At 47.9% G+C, this 16,584-nt stretch carries 11 protein-coding genes; 5 read left to right on the top strand and 6 right to left on the bottom strand.

Annotated elements, in window-relative coordinates; translation table 11 throughout:
- Window positions 1–260: 260 nt before the first annotated feature.
- Window positions 261–2,903, top strand: coding sequence for a sensor domain-containing protein (locus CWB98_RS21110; protein WP_138546615.1), 2,643 nt, complete (start codon window positions 261–263; stop codon window positions 2,901–2,903).
- On the opposite strand, the gene CWB98_RS21105 is transcribed toward CWB98_RS21110, so the two are convergent.
- Together CWB98_RS21105 and CWB98_RS21100 are read right to left on the bottom strand one after the other, a co-directional pair.
- On the bottom strand, window positions 2,900–3,685 hold the full coding sequence (locus tag CWB98_RS21105) for a tetratricopeptide repeat protein (RefSeq protein ID WP_138546614.1): 786 nt from the start codon (window positions 3,683–3,685) through the stop codon (window positions 2,900–2,902). The two genes, CWB98_RS21110 and CWB98_RS21105, sit on opposite strands and share 4 nt — an antisense overlap.
- Window positions 3,686–3,772: 87 nt before the next feature.
- A complete protein-coding gene (locus tag CWB98_RS21100) occupies window positions 3,773–5,206 on the bottom strand; it encodes a M28 family peptidase (protein WP_249364733.1) in 1,434 nt (477 codons plus the stop codon).
- 155 nt (window positions 5,207–5,361) lie between these two features.
- Between CWB98_RS21100 and dbpA the strand changes: the two genes are divergently transcribed.
- Window positions 5,362–6,747 carry an ATP-dependent RNA helicase DbpA gene (gene dbpA, locus CWB98_RS21095; RefSeq protein WP_138546613.1) on the top strand — a complete coding sequence of 462 codons (1,386 nt, stop codon included), beginning with the start codon at window positions 5,362–5,364 and terminating at the stop codon, window positions 6,745–6,747.
- 34 nt (window positions 6,748–6,781) lie between these two features.
- Here the strand turns inward: dbpA and CWB98_RS21090 are convergent, their stop codons facing one another.
- Window positions 6,782–7,357: a DNA-J related domain-containing protein gene (locus CWB98_RS21090; RefSeq protein WP_138546612.1), complete on the bottom strand. Its 576-nt coding sequence runs from the start codon at window positions 7,355–7,357 to the stop codon at window positions 6,782–6,784.
- 86 nt (window positions 7,358–7,443) lie between these two features.
- Between CWB98_RS21090 and CWB98_RS21085 the strand changes: the two genes are divergently transcribed.
- Window positions 7,444–10,305 (top strand): ATP-binding protein, encoded by a 2,862-nt coding sequence (locus tag CWB98_RS21085; RefSeq protein ID WP_138546611.1) that lies wholly within the window; start codon window positions 7,444–7,446, stop codon window positions 10,303–10,305.
- Here CWB98_RS21085 and CWB98_RS24665 read toward each other — a convergent pair.
- The 3 genes from CWB98_RS24665 to trxA all read right to left on the bottom strand — a co-directional run bounded on the left by CWB98_RS24665 (window position 10,282) and on the right by trxA (window position 13,580).
- The gene (locus CWB98_RS24665; RefSeq protein ID WP_138546610.1) at window positions 10,282–11,565 is read right to left on the bottom strand and encodes a methyl-accepting chemotaxis protein; all 1,284 of its coding nucleotides are present in this window, start codon (window positions 11,563–11,565) and stop codon (window positions 10,282–10,284) included. The genes CWB98_RS21085 and CWB98_RS24665 overlap by 24 nt on opposite strands.
- A 210-nt stretch (window positions 11,566–11,775) precedes the next feature.
- Complete coding sequence (gene rho, locus CWB98_RS21075; protein ID WP_010387091.1) at window positions 11,776–13,035, bottom strand: transcription termination factor Rho; 1,260 nt, start codon at window positions 13,033–13,035, stop codon at window positions 11,776–11,778.
- Between the two features lie 218 nt (window positions 13,036–13,253).
- Window positions 13,254–13,580 carry a thioredoxin TrxA gene (gene trxA, locus CWB98_RS21070; RefSeq protein ID WP_010387092.1) on the bottom strand — a complete coding sequence of 109 codons (327 nt, stop codon included), beginning with the start codon at window positions 13,578–13,580 and terminating at the stop codon, window positions 13,254–13,256.
- Window positions 13,581–13,671: 91 nt separating this feature from the next.
- On the opposite strand from trxA, the gene rhlB reads away from it, so the two are divergent.
- Together rhlB and gppA are read left to right on the top strand one after the other, a co-directional pair.
- Window positions 13,672–14,958, top strand: coding sequence for an ATP-dependent RNA helicase RhlB (rhlB, locus tag CWB98_RS21065; RefSeq protein WP_138546609.1), 1,287 nt, complete (start codon window positions 13,672–13,674; stop codon window positions 14,956–14,958).
- A gap of 38 nt (window positions 14,959–14,996) precedes the next feature.
- Window positions 14,997–16,499 (top strand): guanosine-5'-triphosphate,3'-diphosphate diphosphatase, encoded by a 1,503-nt coding sequence (gene gppA / locus CWB98_RS21060; RefSeq protein WP_138546608.1) that lies wholly within the window; start codon window positions 14,997–14,999, stop codon window positions 16,497–16,499.
- Window positions 16,500–16,584 lie beyond the last annotated feature (85 nt).

Here is a 16,584-nt window from a genome sequence, read left to right as displayed (position 1 = left end):
CACTGATTCAATGGCGCTAGTATAACAAGTCGCCAGATGTAGAACATAGATTTACGTTTGGTTATCCGGTTTGGTTTACCGTCGTTGCGCGCGGCAGATGAAAAAGTGCCACCTGAGTGTGTTTCGCACTTTTATTAACTACTATTATGCTAACGGTGGAAATAATTGATTCGGCGCAATAGTCTGGATCCTCTATGTATCTTTGCTTTTTGCTTTCAGTTATAGTCGGTTGCATTGCGCAGTATTTGTTTGGAGGCGGCTTGAAAATAACAACCACAATAGCCAGCTCATGTATTGCCATTCTGGCCTTATTATGCCCTGCAGTGAATAGCGCTGCGGCGCAGCAAGTTTTGCCTATGAGTGCGTTTGAGCAACATAGTGCAGTGATGTTACTCATTGAGCCTAAAACTGGAAATATCGTTCAAGCGAATGAAGCAGCTGCTTTGTTCTATGGTTACAGTCAGGCACAACTGGAAGACATGCAGATCCAGCAGATCAACCAGTTTTCACCTCAACAGGTGGAACAGGAGCGGATGTCTGCGCTGAGCGAAGGGCGCAATTATTTTATATTTCAGCATCAACTCGCCAATGCTGAAGTCAGAACGGTGAGTGTGTATTCTGCACCATTTACCAGTGACGAAGGTCTGCCGCTGCTGTTATCGGTGATCCAGGATATCAGTGCACAACGCACCCTAGAGCGAGATTTGTGGCACTATCAATCCAATCTGGAGCAGCAAGTTGCACTACAAACTGCGGAGCTCAAAGACGCCAATACGGTCCAGTTGATCTTGCTTGGCAGCGTCATTGCCATTTTGGGCGGTTCCATTTTGGTGTTAGTGATGTTTACGCTGCGATTACGACGTGCGAAACGCCGCACAGAGTTACAGAAAAACCGCTTTAGTGCCATTTTTAACGCCATCGGTGATTATCTTATTTACACTAACTCAAGCAATGTTGTGGTCTCGGCAAATCAGGCTGCTATGCGCGATTTAGGCAACATACAGGGACGCCCTGTTGGGTTTATTCTGGAAGAGTGTAGCTGTCTGGATAATCTTGGAGCAGAACCCATCGAGTGTGAAGTAACACTGGCAGGTCAACGTCGGGATGTCGAGATCAGTAAGACAGCTGTGCTGGATAGTGCCGGCGTGGAAACTGGGTCGATTTATTTAATCCAGGATATCAGCAAGCGTCTTGCCGGGGAGAAGGAGCAGCGACTTGCCAGTACCGTCTTTGCGACAACCAGCGAGGGGGTGTTGGTCTCTAACCGTGATAATCAGATCCAGATGGTCAACCAGGCATTTACAGATATCACCGGCTTTACAGCTCAAGAAGTGCTGGGTCATACCCCATCGATATTTAACTCGGGCCGACATGATGCCGCCTACTTCGCTCAGTTATATGATGCCCTGACTTCCCGGGGCCATTGGGAGGGGGAAATCTGGAACAAGCGTAAAAACGGCGAAGTTTATCCCAGCTGGTTGCAGGTATCGGCGGTGTTCGATGCCGCAGGTGAAATCGACATGTATGTGGCCCTGTTTAACGATATTACCTCCCGCAAACGCAATGAGCAGTTGATGTGGCAGCAAGCCAACTTTGATAACCTCACCGGTCTGGCCAACCGCCATCATTACCATACTAAGTTTGACCTTGCGCTGGCGCAGGCTAAGCAAAAACAAACCCGTCTGGCGGTGTGTTTTATCGATCTGGACCGCTTTAAGGCAGTCAATGACACGTTAGGGCATCACATTGGTGATCAGCTACTCATTGAAGCGGCTAACCGGATCCGCGAATGCACCCGAAATTCAGACACCGTGGCACGCTTAGGGGGAGATGAGTTTGCCCTCTTATTACCCGATATGGAAAAAATCAGCGATATGGAAAAGCTTGCAACCAAAGTGCTGCATGCACTGAGCGAGCCATTTTTTCTCGAAGGTCATGAAGCATTTGTGTCAGGCAGTATGGGCATTACGTTTTATCCTGATGATGGTGCAGACCGCAAAGTGCTGCTCAGAAATGCCGACAGTGCCATGTATAAGGCCAAAGAGCATGGCCGTAATTGCTTTCAGTTTTTCACTTCCGCAATGCATGAGCATGCCAAAGCACGCAGTGCGCTGGAAGGGGCACTGCATCGTGCCCTGACTAATCGCGAGCTGTATCTTGCATATCAGCCGATCGTCGGGCAGGAGCGACTTGGGTGTGAAGCGTTATTGAGGTGGCACAACCCTCAGCTGGGGCAGGTTTCACCGGCAGACTTTGTGCCCATCTGTGAAGAGTTAGGGCTGATCATCACCATTGGTGAATGGGTGCTTTATCAGGCTTGTGCACAGGCCAAGTCCTGGATCACGCAAACTGGTCAGCCTTTGTTTGTGTCGGTGAATGTCTCAAGCACACAGTTTAAGCGTCAGGACATTGCCAGCCTGGTTGGCAAAGTACTCAAAGAAACTGGTTTAGCAGCCGATGCATTAACGCTGGAGATCACCGAAACCGTATTGGCCGATAACTCTGGTCATATTCAGCGGCAGCTTGAGAGTCTGCGTGCAATGGGCGTGGGTTTGGCGATTGATGATTTCGGCACCGGGTATTCTTCACTGAGTTACCTGAAGCGTTTCCCCTTATCTAAACTGAAGATAGACCGTGCTTTTATTCGTGATTTGCCTGATGACGAAGAAGACAGGGCATTGGTGAGTGCCATTATTTCGATGGCGGGACAGTTGCATTTGAAGGTCATTGCGGAAGGGGTTGAAACACCGGAACAACTGAGCTTTTTACAGGAGTTAGGGTGTGATTATACACAGGGCTTCTTACACGCGAAGCCATCAGGCACAGCGCAATTTGAGGCGTTTATTCACGATTATGCCCGACAAAAGCACGGTCGCTCAGAGCAGGCGAGTATCGCCCGCTAGTTACACGATAGTGTATTTGAACATAACTCACTGAGCTGTGCTTTTGCTTTTTGGTTGCCCTGTGCAGCTGCCTGATTAAGGAGTTGGATTGCCTGCTCTGTATCTGCACCTCCGCCTTCCGCGGCGAGTAGCATGGTGGCCAGATTATATTGCCCCCAATGGTCGCCCAGCTCTGCTGCCTTGGAAAAGGCTTCACGCGCTTCAGACAGTTCACCTAATTGATAATGCGCAATGCCGCGTTGGTTATCGGGTGAGAGTCGATGTTTAGCTCGGGGTGTGTGCAGGCGAGGTATAACACGAGGCTTGACTATTCCGCCCATAACATAAATATCATTGGGTCTGTGTATGGCGTAGATCGCGCCTTGCTCAAAGTAGTTGGCCAGCGCATCTCTGGGCCACTCAATTGGGTCTGGGTCAAAATACTTGTCCAGCATCAGATTATCCAACTGGATCGCCCGTTTTACATCCCGTTTTCGCCCATAGGTGTAACGCCCTTGTTTAACCGTAATGGTATCTTCGGTGGTCGCTATGACCTGAGTGATCCGATACTGGGCCTGATAGACTCGTTGGGTCTCAAAACGACCCAGATCAATCAAAATCAGGTCATCCGTCTTCGGCTCGACTAACAGGTGCTGATAGTGCGCGGTCTGCTGCACATGTTGAAACCAAAAATACGCGATAACACTCATTATGGCCGTAAGAAGTAACGCGTTTTTAAAGCGGATCAGAAAGCGGCTGATCAGATCATGAGAGGTAAACAGGCCAACGGTGAGTTTCTCCATTATTCGCTCCTTGTTTGAGTATGGCGTCGAGCTCTGAAGCCTGACGCCGAAAGTTTGTATGCGCTTACTTAATAAGAGCGGCTTGCCTTACTTACCCTGCATGCGCGTTTTACTGTTGGCTGCCATCAGCGCGAAGACGGCATAGGCCGCGGTATTTTGCTTCAACTTGGCTGGGTCGACTTTATCCAGCGTGTCATCTGCAGTGTGATGGTAGTCAAAATAATCGGTGCCATCCTGGTGCAGATCGAAAATTGGCGCAGAGGTTAGTTTATTTAACGGGATCAGATCCGGACCTCCACGTGCACGGTTGGCACCAATGTACTTAATGCCTAAAGGTTTTAACTGTTCAGCCATGGCGCGAACCAGCGGCAGAGAAGCGGCATTCACGTTGGACTCGAATGCATACACCACATCCGCACCAAAGTCTGATTCGGCGGCGGCAACAATCTGCGCCAGTTTGTCTTCATGACGTTTGAAGTACGCTTTGGCACCCCATAATCCCAACTCTTCGGCGGCAAACAGGACGACCCGGATGCTGCGTTTGGGTCGGGTCACTGAGGCGATGTGTTTGGCCGCGGCCATGGTCAGCGCCATACCGGCACCATCGTCCAGAGCACCTGTGCCAAGGTCCCAGGAGTCATGATGGCTGCCAAGTAATACGTATTGCTCAGGAAACTCTGATCCGGTGATTTCGCCAATCACATTAAAACTAGTCCCTTCGCCGAGATCTTCGGTCTGAATATTGATTTCGACTCTAGGGGTGTGACCATGCTTGAACAGACGCGCAATTTGATCGGCGTCTGGGTTTGCAATGGCGGTGGCCGGGATTTTTGTGACCTGCTGGTCATAGTGGCTGCCACCGGTGTGCGCAAAACGATGATGAGCGGTACTGACAGAGCGCATCATATAAGCGATGGCTCCTTTCTTTGCCGCTTCAACGGCCCCTTTATTGCGCGCCTGGACTGCTGGACCGTAGCCGTTGCCATCGATATCTCGATTCATTTTATAGTTGATGAAAGCAATTTTGCCTTTCAGGCTACCTGCTGGTGCAGCTTTTAGTTCATCAAAGGTTTCAAACAACACGACTTCACCACTTAGGCCCTGTTGAGGGGTGCTGACGCTATTGCCCAGTGCAGTGATGTGCAGAGGCTGCTCACTCGGTGCAATCAGTTTCGCCGACTCGTGATAGCGGCGCCATTCAGGAAAAGTCGCGGCTTCCAGCCAGACCTTGTCAAAACCCAGACGTTTAAACTGTTTCTCAGCCCAGGCCACCGTCAGCTTATCGTTCTCTGTGCCGGGCAGGCGCGGGCCGATCTCCGTTGTCAGCGACTCCAGTAATTGCCAACTTAAATCACTCTGACTCGCCAGTGTACGTACTTTGGCGACTTCTTCAAGTTGTGTTTGCGTGAATTCCTGTGCCTGAGCAACTGTGCTGATGGTTAAAGCGCACAGTGGTAACAGCCAGTGTCTGGCGACGCTGGTTAGTCTGCTAAAAGGTGTAAAGCGTATCATTTGCTCCATAGTAACCCTTGGTAATTTACATCGTTTGAGATTGTCGCAACAATTGCTGTTAAATTAAACTTTTTCGGGGTGAACGGGCGTTTTTAGTTACTGAAGTGACGGCGCTATGCGGGATTTGCTAAACTTGGCAAATTGAGTTTCTCCGAGGTAATAGTGTGACCCAGTCGTTTAATCAAGTGCCGTTGACCCGGCAGCTTCAAAGTGGCTTACAGCAAGCCGGTTTTACCACCATGACGCCCATTCAGGCACAGGCATTACCCGCCATTATTGCACGCCAGGATGTGATAGCGCAGGCAAAAACCGGGTCGGGTAAGACGCTGGCCTTTAGCCTTGGCTTGCTCAATAAACTGGTGGCTGAAGAGCAGGTGATCCAAAGCTTAGTGCTGGCGCCAACCCGCGAATTGGCGCAACAGGTAGCTACGGAGATCCGCAAACTGGCGCGTGGCATGCAAAACATTAAGGTGCTGACAGTGTGTGGTGGCGAACCTATAGGCCCGCAGATCAGTTCACTGGAGCATGGTGCCCACGTTGTGGTTGGCACGCCTGGCCGGATTGAGGAGCACTTGTATAAGGGGACGCTTGATCTGACTCAGGTGCAGACCTGGGTTCTGGACGAAGCCGATCAGATGCTGGCCATGGGCTTTGTTGAAGCGCTGGAAAACATCGCGATTTATCTGCCCCCAGAGCGTCAGACATTGATGTTCAGTGCCACTTATCAGAAAGATATTGAGGCGCTGACCCAACAGTTTATGCGTGAACCCGTCATGGTTAAGGGAGAGGAAGAAGCCCTCAACCGGCAAATTAAACAGCAGTTTTTTGCGCTTAAAAATAACAAACTGAGATTCAACACGCTGCGTCTGTTGCTACAGCATTACAAGCCCGTTAGCTGTATTGCCTTTTGCAACACCAAAGTCGAAACGAAGAAGTTATATAGTGAGCTCAAGAGCAGTGGTGTGAATGTGGTCACTTTGCATGGCGATTTGGATCAGGCTGAGCGGGTACGTGCTTTGATCCGCTTTGCCAATAAAAGTGCATCCGTACTGGTTGCCACGGATGTTGCAGCACGGGGTTTGGACATTGAGGATGTCGATATGGTGGTTAACTATCACATGGCGCTGGATCCACAAACCCATGTTCACAGGGTGGGCCGCACTGGGCGAGGCGGTAAAAAGGGGCTTGCCTGCTCTTTGTATGGAGAGAATGAAGCATTTAAAGTTGCCAAACTGAGTGACATCTATGAGCAGGCGTTTGAGCCGGCAACGCCGCCACCTTTGAGCCTGCTCGACAAACCTGTCTTCAAGCCCCCTATGGTCACTTTGCAAGTGGATGGGGGCAAAAAAGACAAGCTTCGCGCTGGTGATATTGTCGGCTGTTTGACGTCAGAGCAGGGGGTCGGTGCCAGTCTGATCGGTAACATTGATTTGCTGGATCATCAGGCGTTTGTTGCCGTGGCCAGAGAGGGGGTTAAGCCTGCGCTCAGAAAATTACAGGAGAGCAAGCTTAAGGGGCGTAAGTTTAAAGCGAAGCGGATGAGCCTGTAGCGATATCAATCCAAGTTAATTATACACTTTGGTATTATTCATCCGCTTTTGCGAAGTATTTGAGCAGCTCGTACTCTTCTTGGAGTTGTTGAAATAAGGCTTGTTCCCCTTGCTGATCCGGGTGAGCTGTAAATGCCAGTGTACGCCAGCGTTTGCTCAGCTGGCGCCGGGAATAGGGGCGCGGTAGTTGCCACTTGTCGATGAGCTCAACATGCTGCTCGGCCCCTGTTTCGGGCATCTTCATATAGCGCTGCCAGAATTGCGTCAGCAATGCAGTGACTTCGTCCTTACTGGTGTCATAGTTGCGCCAATCTAAATAATAGTCCCTGAGTGGGTCTTGTTTTTGCAATGTCGAGCGTGCTTGCTGTTCAAGCAGGCGGATGTCCATGGCCTCAACCTGCAAAAAATATCCTTGCTCAGCAAACTCCTGCTGTAGTTGATAGAGCGCATTCATTAGCAAAAAGTTACGTTTAAAAAGCGCTTTGTCAGGGTCATCGTCCAATCTGGGGAACCCCATTTCTTTATCCAGTGCGCTAGCCAGTCGATGCAATTGCGTTGCGCGATCACGAGTGATTATCCTAAAAGTGGCATCAAGGAGGGGGTTCAACATTGTTCCGCCTGTAAACATGGTGTATCTTCTTTGTTCAATTCTTATTTTTTGACACGTCTATTGCAAGTAATACGGGGCAGACAGGGATGACAAAGGGTTTTAAGTGGGTTGTGGCTGCTGTGTTATTGGTCGGAGTATGGTCACTCAAAATTAATGCCGACACATCTGTTTCTTCGCCTGCAATCACGCAGCAAATTAATGTGCTGTCAGAGATGACAAACTGGCAGGAACAGATGCTGGGTGCGGAGCGTTTACTACAGCTACCAGAATTAACGCCTGAGCAACGGGTGAATACGCTTAAAACCATCGGTAAAATCGCGCTAGAGAGCACGCGCTATGAGATGGCCATTCGCTACTTTGAACAGCTTGAGGCCTTGAGCCGTGAAACCGGATTGTCAGATAGCTTATATCATGCATTTAAAATGCAAGGGATCAGTGCCTTTTATCAGGGAGACTATTCGGCGTCGGTTATCGACTATCAACAGGCTTTAGTGGTTGCAGAGCAAAGAGATAAACCAATTGAGCGGGCCGACATCCACAACAATCTGGGTATGTCTTTTATCCAGATCCACGATCTGGAAGCCTCACTGGAGCATTATCTGGCTGCTTACATGCTGTACGAGCAATATGGCAATGAGCAAGACAGGGCTGATATGTTGCTGAATCTCGCCGGTGTGTATATTCGCCAGTTTAGGTACAATAAAGCGGAGGAATTACTCAAGCGTGCCATCACACTGTTCGAACGGTTAGGTGATGAGTATGGTGTGGCATTGTCACAAGGCAACCTTGGGGTCATTTATACCGAATCAAATCGTCCTGAGCTTGCTCGTAAAGCCGTTAAAGCGGCGGTTGATTACTATCATAGTATCAATAATACACGGCATCTGGCATTTGAATATGTCAACATGGCAAAATTAAGTTTACTGACCAGGGACTACACATCCGCAGAGCAGGAAGTCAATTTTGCTATGTATTACGCGGAGAAGGCCGACAATCAGGCGGGCGTTATGCATGCCTTGCATCCGATGGCCAGACTGCAATTGATGCGTGGAGAAATTGATGCTGCAGAGGAAAGTATCGATCAGGGGCTAATCTTAACGCGTAAATTGGGTGATCGCCTCAGGGAGCGAGAATTTCTGCATTTACTGGCGCTGGTTCAGGCTGCTAAAGGTAAAATGCAGGCAGCGGCAGAAACGCTGGACTATTACCGGGATCTGCAGTTTACCCTGCTAAATGAAGGTCTGATCACCCGCCTGAATAAGTATCAGAGCAAGTTTGAGGAAAGCCAGTTAAGTCAGGAATTGGCAAAAATGAAGCAGGCACAGGAGTTGCAAAAGCTCCAAGATGAACAGCAAAATCAATTGTTATGGATGAGTGGGTTGATTTTATGTCTGGCGATGATTTCTGTATTTGCATTTTACCATCGTGCGACGGAGCGTCGTGCAAAAATTGAACTCAGTAAAAAGGTGGCCCAGAGAACGGCGCAGTTGCAGCAGACTGCTGATGAATTGCGCAATGCAAATCAGATAAAGAGCCAGTTTCTGGCGAATATCAGTCATGAAATCCGCACGCCTCTGACTGCTATTTTGGGCCATGCTGAAAGTTTGCAGCAGGACTATGCAAATGACCCTCATTTAATGTCGTCATTGAGAGTGGTGGCAAGACAAGGGAATCACTTAAAAGATCTGATCAGCGATGTATTGGACCTGAGTAAGATTGAGGCTCAGAGGCTGGAGTTGGAATATACTGAATTTACCATCGAGAGTTTACTGGCCGATGTCTGTGATATGTTTCAGCGCCCTTGTATGGAAAAATCGCTCGCATTATTGGTCGAAAATGACTTACCCACTCCCTATTTAGTACGGCTCGATTATGTGCGCCTGAAGCAAATTTTAATCAACCTGCTCAGTAATGCGGTGAAATTTACGCAGGAGGGACAGGTCGAGCTGATTATCAGACAACAGGAAGACGGTATCTTATTCATTGTGCGAGACAGTGGCATTGGTATGTCGGAATCTCAGGTTGCCAGGATTTTTGAGTGCTTTCAGCAGGGAGATAATAGTATAACCCGCCGGTTTGGTGGCTCGGGACTCGGACTGAGCTTATCACAGCATTTGGCAAAAATGATGGGGGGCGAGATCTCCGTTCAGAGTGAAGTTGAAAGAGGCAGTCAGTTTAAACTGAGCGTGCCCTGTGCCAGACTCAGTCAGGTCAGTCAGCCAGATAACCTTGAAAAAATATCGCATGCGCAGTCTTTGGCGTCAGATGTGAAATTATCTGGCACAGTGCTGCTGGCTGAAGATCATGATGATAATCGTGTGCTGATCTCTCGACTGCTCGAAAAAATGGGACTTGAGGTCGATGTTGTAGGCAATGGGCGAGAAGCGGTAGAGCGCTGTCTCAGCACCTATCCGGATGTTGTATTAATGGATATTCAGATGCCGGAAATGGATGGTCTTGAGGCCCTGAAACTATTGCGTCAGGCTGGTTTTGAAGGAGAAGTGTATGCACTGACGGCCAATGTGATGGAACATGAAATCAAAGGTTATCTGGCTCAGGGGTTCAGTGGTCACCTCAGCAAGCCAATCAACAGCGATCTGCTGTATAAGACACTTGCCCAGTCTTTGCAGCGTATCCATGCCTCTCAACCACTGGATTTATCAATAGATATGAGCGACCTCAAGCATAGCTTTGCACAAACGCTGGAGCAAGAGAGATATAAATTGATTGATTTGTGGCAGGAGCAAAACTGGCAGGCACTCCAGCACCATTGTCATAAATTAAATGGTGCTGCAAGCATGTTTGAATTCGTCCATATCTCAGATATTGCTTCACAGTTCGAAGCGGCGCTAAAACAAGAGCAAACAGCCCTGTATCAAGACCTGTTCCTGATCCTGTGCGACGAATTAAAAGTGTGTAGCTACTCAGAACAGCTCGATGTCACCTAGTGCGCTGTGCTCTTTGGCTTGGCTGTTTTTGTCTGAGGTGACGGCCTGTGTATCTGTGTCACAATTATACCGGCTGGTATCCGTACGGTGAGTCACATCCGGCTGGGGCCGCTCTGCTTTGAAGATCGACAGTTTCTCATGAATACATTCAGCCAGGTTGATAAGGTCGCTACTTGAAACAGCCTGAATCTTGGAGGCAGAAAGGGCATCAGAGTTAAGCTCAACCATTGACTCAATGCTGGACTGGGCCTCATCGGAGACAGCCTTTTGTTGGCTTACCTGGGTATGAATGCTGTGTGACAGTGCATTGATATCTATCATTGACTGCTCTATTTGGTCTACCTCTTTTGTAGAAGCCTCAGATAAGCTGACTGTTTTGTCGGTTTCTGCCAGTGCGGTAAGCATCTGGGCATGTGCGCTGTCAGTTCCTGCCTGGATTTTGTTGACCATATTACGGACTTCCTGTGTTGATTGACTCGTCCGCGCTGCCAGATTACGCACTTCATCAGCCACGACGGCAAAGCCTCGGCCCTGTTCACCAGCTCGGGCAGCTTCAATGGCGGCGTTTAGTGCCAGTAAGTTGGTTTGCTCCGCGATGGCATTAATGACGTCTATGACAGAGCTAATGGCATCACTATCGGCTTTCAATGAAGCGATTTGTTCGCTGGTAGCCTGAATATTACCCGCCAGGGTCATCAGGCTCTCCTGGCTTTTGTCTGTATCTATGCGGGTCTTTTTGACCGCTTGTGTGGCATTTTCGACTGAGCTGTAGATTTTCTCCAGGCTATCATCCAGCTCTCTCGAAACAGTCAGCATGTGATTAATTGCTGTTGCCAAGTCTTCACCATGAGCATGCTGAATAGTCGCTTTTTGTGTCATAGATGCGTAGGTATCGCGCAGGCTGTCAGCCATAGGGGAGAGCCGTGAAGATGAGGCGTATACTTCGCCAATAATATGCTCCATCATCGCCATACTGTCGTTGATGGCCAGACAGGCTTCGGGTAAGGTTTTGTCTTTTTCGTCAAAACGAAAAGTCAGGTCTATTGTATCCTGGTGGTGTAACGCACTGACAAAGCTGTGTAAGTAAGCACCTTTTTGCTGCTTTTTGTCGAGCCATAAGGCCGCGAATAAAGAGGCAATAATCATTAGGAGGATGAGCGTGACGGTAACTTTGAGAGGGAGTGAAAAGATGGCTGTACAGACCAGCACGACGGCTATATTCACTGTAGTCACGGCCATGGCACTGGCTACAAAACGCATGGGTGTGTTCTTCCTTTATCAGGCTTGCTTGAGAGTATTGTTGTCACGTATCGTGTGCTAAGACAACAAGGATTAGGCTGCAAGGTCTTGCCGTGATTTTCCGTCAGTGTCTTTGCACATCTATTTATATATAGAACACTAGCATTAACGTGTCAGTATTAGAGGCATAAAAAAAGCCTGCATAAGCAGGCTTTTTTCTTGCGTGAATAATTACTTACGCTTCATTGAGTCAAAGAACTCGTTGTTTGTTTTGCACATAGACAGCTTATCGATGAGGAATTCCATTGCATCGATCTCACTCATTTCATGAACGATTTTTCGTAGAATCCACATCTTTTGTAGTTCGTCTGGCTTAGTGAGCAGCTCTTCACGACGTGTACCTGAGCGGTTAAAGTCGATGGCCGGGAATACACGCTTTTCAGCAATCTTACGGTTTAAGTGCAGTTCCATGTTACCGGTACCCTTAAACTCTTCGTAAATAACCTCATCCATCTTAGAGCCAGTGTCAATCAGGGCTGTAGCGATGATAGTCAGGCTGCCACCTTCTTCTACGTTACGTGCAGCACCGAAGAAGCGCTTTGGCTTGTGCAGTGCATTGGCATCAACACCACCTGTCAGTACTTTACCAGAAGATGGGATCACTGTGTTATAGGCACGTGCTAGACGTGTGATCGAGTCCAACAGAATGATCACGTCTTTCTTGTGCTCAACCAGTCGCTTCGCCTTCTCAATGACCATTTCAGCAACCTGCACGTGGCGGCTTGCTGGCTCATCGAAGGTTGAGGCGACTACTTCACCTTGCACCAGACGTTGCATTTCTGTTACTTCTTCCGGACGCTCGTCGATCAGCAGTACCATCAGCGTTGCATCTGGGTTGTTGTAAGAAATTGACTGTGCAATGTTTTGCAGTAGCATGGTCTTACCGGCTTTAGGTGGTGCAACAATCAGTGCACGTTGACCTTTACCAATTGGAGAAGCCAGATCCAGAACACGCGCAGTGATGTCTTCTGTACTGCCGTTACCACGTTCCATTACCATACGTTCGTTGGCATGGATGGGTGTCAGGTTTTCGAACAGAATTTTAGTTCTGGAATTTTCTGGTTTATCGAAGTTTACTTCATTCACTTTAAGCAGTGCGAAGTAACGCTCACCATCTTTAGGTGGGCGGATCAGACCGCTAATGCTGTCACCGGTACGCAGGCTAAAGCGTCTGATCTGGCTTGGCGAAACGTAAATGTCATCCGGGCCTGCCAGGTAGGAGGCTTCCGATGAGCGTAAAAAGCCGAAGCCATCCTGAAGAATTTCCAGCACGCCGCCACCATAGATGTTTTCGCCGCTTTTAGCGTGCGCTTTCAAGATGGCGAAAATGATGTCTTGTTTTCTTAGACGGGCAACGTTCTCGAGTCCCATTGACTCGGCAAGTTTTACAAGCTCATTGATTGACTTGTCTTTCAGTTCGCGTAAATGCATATTGGTGGGTTCTTTATTTAAAAGTTGTTCTCTCGTGGTACGAGGGATTGAATTGAAATTGCTTAAGGTTAGTGGCTCTATAAGTTAGCAGCTAGGGGAGCAGTCGTCCAGTCTTTATACAAATTTAATCAGGTAGGGCCGATGCGACGCTACCTGATACATTCAAACTGTGACTTATCGGCTATCAGCGTATGCTAATGCCTGAGATAAGTAATCTGTTAGATGTTGTTCTCAAGGAACTCGATCAGTTGTGTTTTTGACAACGCACCAACTTTAGTCGCTGCAACCGCACCGTCTTTGAACAGTAGCAGAGTTGGGATACCGCGGATACCAAATTTAGGCGGTGTCAGTGAGTTTTGGTCGATGTTGAGTTTAGCTACCGTTGCGCGACCTTCGAACTCGTCTGCAATTTCGTCCAGGATTGGTGCAATCATCTTACATGGACCACACCATTCAGCCCAGAAATCTACCAGTACAGGGGTATCCGACTTAAGCACGTCTGCTTCGAAGCTGTCATCAGTTAATTGAATAATTTTGTCGCTCATTGCGCTCTCCGTTAGAATTAGGTCAATTATTTAATGCGTATTTAAACACTCTTGTTTCTTATTGCAAGTTTAAACGTTATGCTTAATTGCTATGACTAAGACACATTTGACCAATAAAAAATTTATCGACTTTGCTTTAGCACCGGAAGTGGTCGCCGGTTTGACAGCGAGTGGCTTCGAATACTGTACGCCAATCCAAGCAAAGTGCATGCCCTACATCAGTGAGGGTCGAGACATTGCCGGTCAGGCGCAAACAGGTACAGGTAAAACGCTTGCGTTTTTAACTGCGACTTGCCATCGACTGATGCAAAGCCAGCCTGATGCTCAGGTTGCCGGTCAGCCACGTGCGTTAATTATGGCCCCGACACGAGAGCTTGCGATCCAAATCCACAAAGATGCCCAAATTATGGCACCAGCGTGTGGGTTAAAGCTTGGCTTAGTATATGGAGGCGAAGAATACGAAAAACAACGGTCAAAATTAGAAAAAGGGGTGGATATCCTAATTGGTACCACTGGACGCCTGATAGATTTCTACAAACAAGGTGCCTATAACCTTAATAATATTGAAGTTGTTGTTCTGGATGAAGCGGATCGTATGTTTGATCTGGGCTTTATCAAAGATATTCGGTACTTATTCAATCGCATGCCGGATACGCAGCAAAGGCTTAACCTGCTATTTTCTGCAACACTGTCTTATCGTGTTCAGGAGCTGGCATTCGAACACATGCATAATCCAATTCATGTGCAGATAGAGCCAGATGTTAAAACGGGAAAACGCATTCAAGAAGAGCTGTTCCACCCGTCGCAAGAGGACAAAATTCCTTTACTACTCACCTTGATTGAGGAAGAGTGGCCGGACAAGGCTATTGTATTTGCCAATACTAAGCACAGTTGTGAAAACGTCTATGAATGGCTAAAAAATGACGGGCATCGAGTTGGGCTCTTAACCGGCGACGTCAATCAGAAGAAGCGTTTGTCTATTTTGTCTAAATTCACTAAGGGTGAACTTGATCTGCTGGTTGCAACGGATGTTGCAGCGCGTGGTTTGCATATTCCTGAGGTGAGTCATGTACTGAATTTTGATCTGCCAGACGATTGTGAGGATTACGTGCATCGTATTGGCCGTACTGGCCGAGCGGGTGCATCAGGGCATGCGATTAGCTTTGCCTGCGAGCAATATGCATATAACTTACATGAGATTGAAGAATACATAGACCATGCAATACCGGTTTCTCACTACGATAAGTCAGCATTACTAGATGACATCAAAGCGCCAGCCAGACAACAAAGGCGCAGAAATCCATCCGGTCAGCGCGGCAATCGCAATGGTAGTAACCGTCGACAAGGTAGTTACCAAAAATCACGTCCGCGTACTTAATTGGGCTTTTTGGTAGAAGTAGATAGAGGTTAGTAAGCGTGGTTCAGAGATCCCCACATGAAAATGTGTATGCGGTGATTGATTTAGGATCAAACAGCTTCCATATGTTAATTGCAAAACATATGGCAGGTGGCGTACACACAATCGGGCGAGTCAAACGTAAAGTTCGGCTGGCCGCAGGTCTGGATGAGCAAAATTTACTGAGTGAAGAAGCGATGCACAGAGGACTAGAGTGTTTATCCTTGTTCGCTGAAAGACTGCAGGATATCCCGGCTAGCAATATACGTATAGTGGCCACCGCGACCTTGCGCCTCGCAACAAACGCTAATGTGTTTAAACAAAAAGCCGAACAAATTCTAGGTCACCCTATTTCTATTATTAGTGGGGAAGAAGAAGCCCGCTCTATTTACAAAGGTGTAGCGCATACTTCTGCCTGTCAGGGGCGACAGCTTGTTGTAGATATAGGTGGGGCGAGCACCGAAGTCGTTATTGGTCAGGGTTTTGACGCACAACTTTACCACAGTCTAAATATGGGGTGCGTTACCTATTTAGAACGCTTTTTCGCAGATGGTGCGCTCAGCGAGAGTAACTTTGCCGCGGCAACGACGGCTGCACACAAAGTGGTTGCACCTTATGCCGCTCAATATAAAACTTCTGGCTGGGAGCTCGCTATAGGCGCATCCGGTACAGTACAGGCTATTCAGGAGATCTTTGCAGCGCTCGGTTTAGATGAAATGCTGACCCTGGATAAGCTACAGGCAATCCGTGCACAAGCAATTCAATTTAAAAGTATAGAGCAACTTGAGTTGCCAGGATTAAGTGAAGAGCGTCGCTTGGTATTTGTCTCTGGGCTGGCAATATTGATTGCACTATTCGAGGCCTTGCAGATTGAACGAATGGGCCTGGCTGGCGGTGCCTTACGTGAAGGCATTCTCTATAGCATGATCGATCAGCTCAATCAGGCTGACATTCGCAAACGCACACTTGATGGTTTTATGTCCCGATATCACGTCGATAGCGGACAAGCGACACGTGTGTTTGATATATGCAAAATTTTACTTCAGCAATTAGAGGCCCCCATGCAGTTTGACTTTCAAAGTGCATGTGGCCTATTGAGCGCTGCAGCGTCAATGCATGAAATAGGTTTGGTCATTGACTATAAGTCTTATCATCAGCACAGTGCATATATATTGAAACACACAGGCATGCCTGGTTACTCTCGGTCTCAGAAGCAGATGGTAGTAACTTTGGTGGGTAACCATAGGTTAGATGTAGAAGAAAGCTCTTTCACTCAGTTTGGTAATCATCAGAGTTTTATAGAGTTACTTGTCAGAGTACTCAGGATTGCGGTGATCTTGTCTATGCGCCGTCAAGATGATGTTTTGCCTGATCTCTACATTACCGCAACTGAGCCCGAGACATTGACCCTAACATTACCTGATGATTGGTTGCATGAGCACCCATTAATGCGCAGCGAATTGGAATTAGAAGCTGGGTATCAGGAAAAAGCAGGTTGGATATTGAAAATTGAGCGCGATTAAGCGCTCTTTTTGTGCAATAAAAGGTGTAAAAAGAGGTGTTCTGGTTGTATTTTGTCCGAACGCACCGTTTTTCTCACTTTTCTTC

Origin of the sequence: Pseudoalteromonas rubra (genome assembly GCF_005887115.1) — a bacterium.
GTDB lineage: Bacteria > Pseudomonadota > Gammaproteobacteria > Enterobacterales > Alteromonadaceae > Pseudoalteromonas > Pseudoalteromonas rubra_F.
This window is presented reverse-complemented; position numbering and strand designations above follow the sequence as displayed.

What these genes read in the sequence shown, in the direction of transcription:
- CWB98_RS21105 (WP_138546614.1), bottom strand. Translation starts at nt 3,685, where the DNA reads ATGGAGAAACTCACCGTTGGCCTGTTTACCTCTCATGATCTGATCAGC.
- CWB98_RS21100 (WP_249364733.1), bottom strand. Translation starts at nt 5,206, where the DNA reads ATGGAGCAAATGATACGCTTTACACCTTTTAGCAGACTAACCAGCGTC.
- CWB98_RS21090 (WP_138546612.1), bottom strand. Translation starts at nt 7,357, where the DNA reads ATGTTGAACCCCCTCCTTGATGCCACTTTTAGGATAATCACTCGTGAT.
- CWB98_RS21085 (WP_138546611.1), top strand. Translation starts at nt 7,444, where the DNA reads ATGACAAAGGGTTTTAAGTGGGTTGTGGCTGCTGTGTTATTGGTCGGA.
- CWB98_RS24665 (WP_138546610.1), bottom strand. Translation starts at nt 11,565, where the DNA reads ATGCGTTTTGTAGCCAGTGCCATGGCCGTGACTACAGTGAATATAGCC.
- rho (WP_010387091.1), bottom strand. Translation starts at nt 13,035, where the DNA reads ATGCATTTACGCGAACTGAAAGACAAGTCAATCAATGAGCTTGTAAAA.
- trxA (WP_010387092.1), bottom strand. Translation starts at nt 13,580, where the DNA reads ATGAGCGACAAAATTATTCAATTAACTGATGACAGCTTCGAAGCAGAC.
- rhlB (WP_138546609.1), top strand. Translation starts at nt 13,672, where the DNA reads ATGACTAAGACACATTTGACCAATAAAAAATTTATCGACTTTGCTTTA.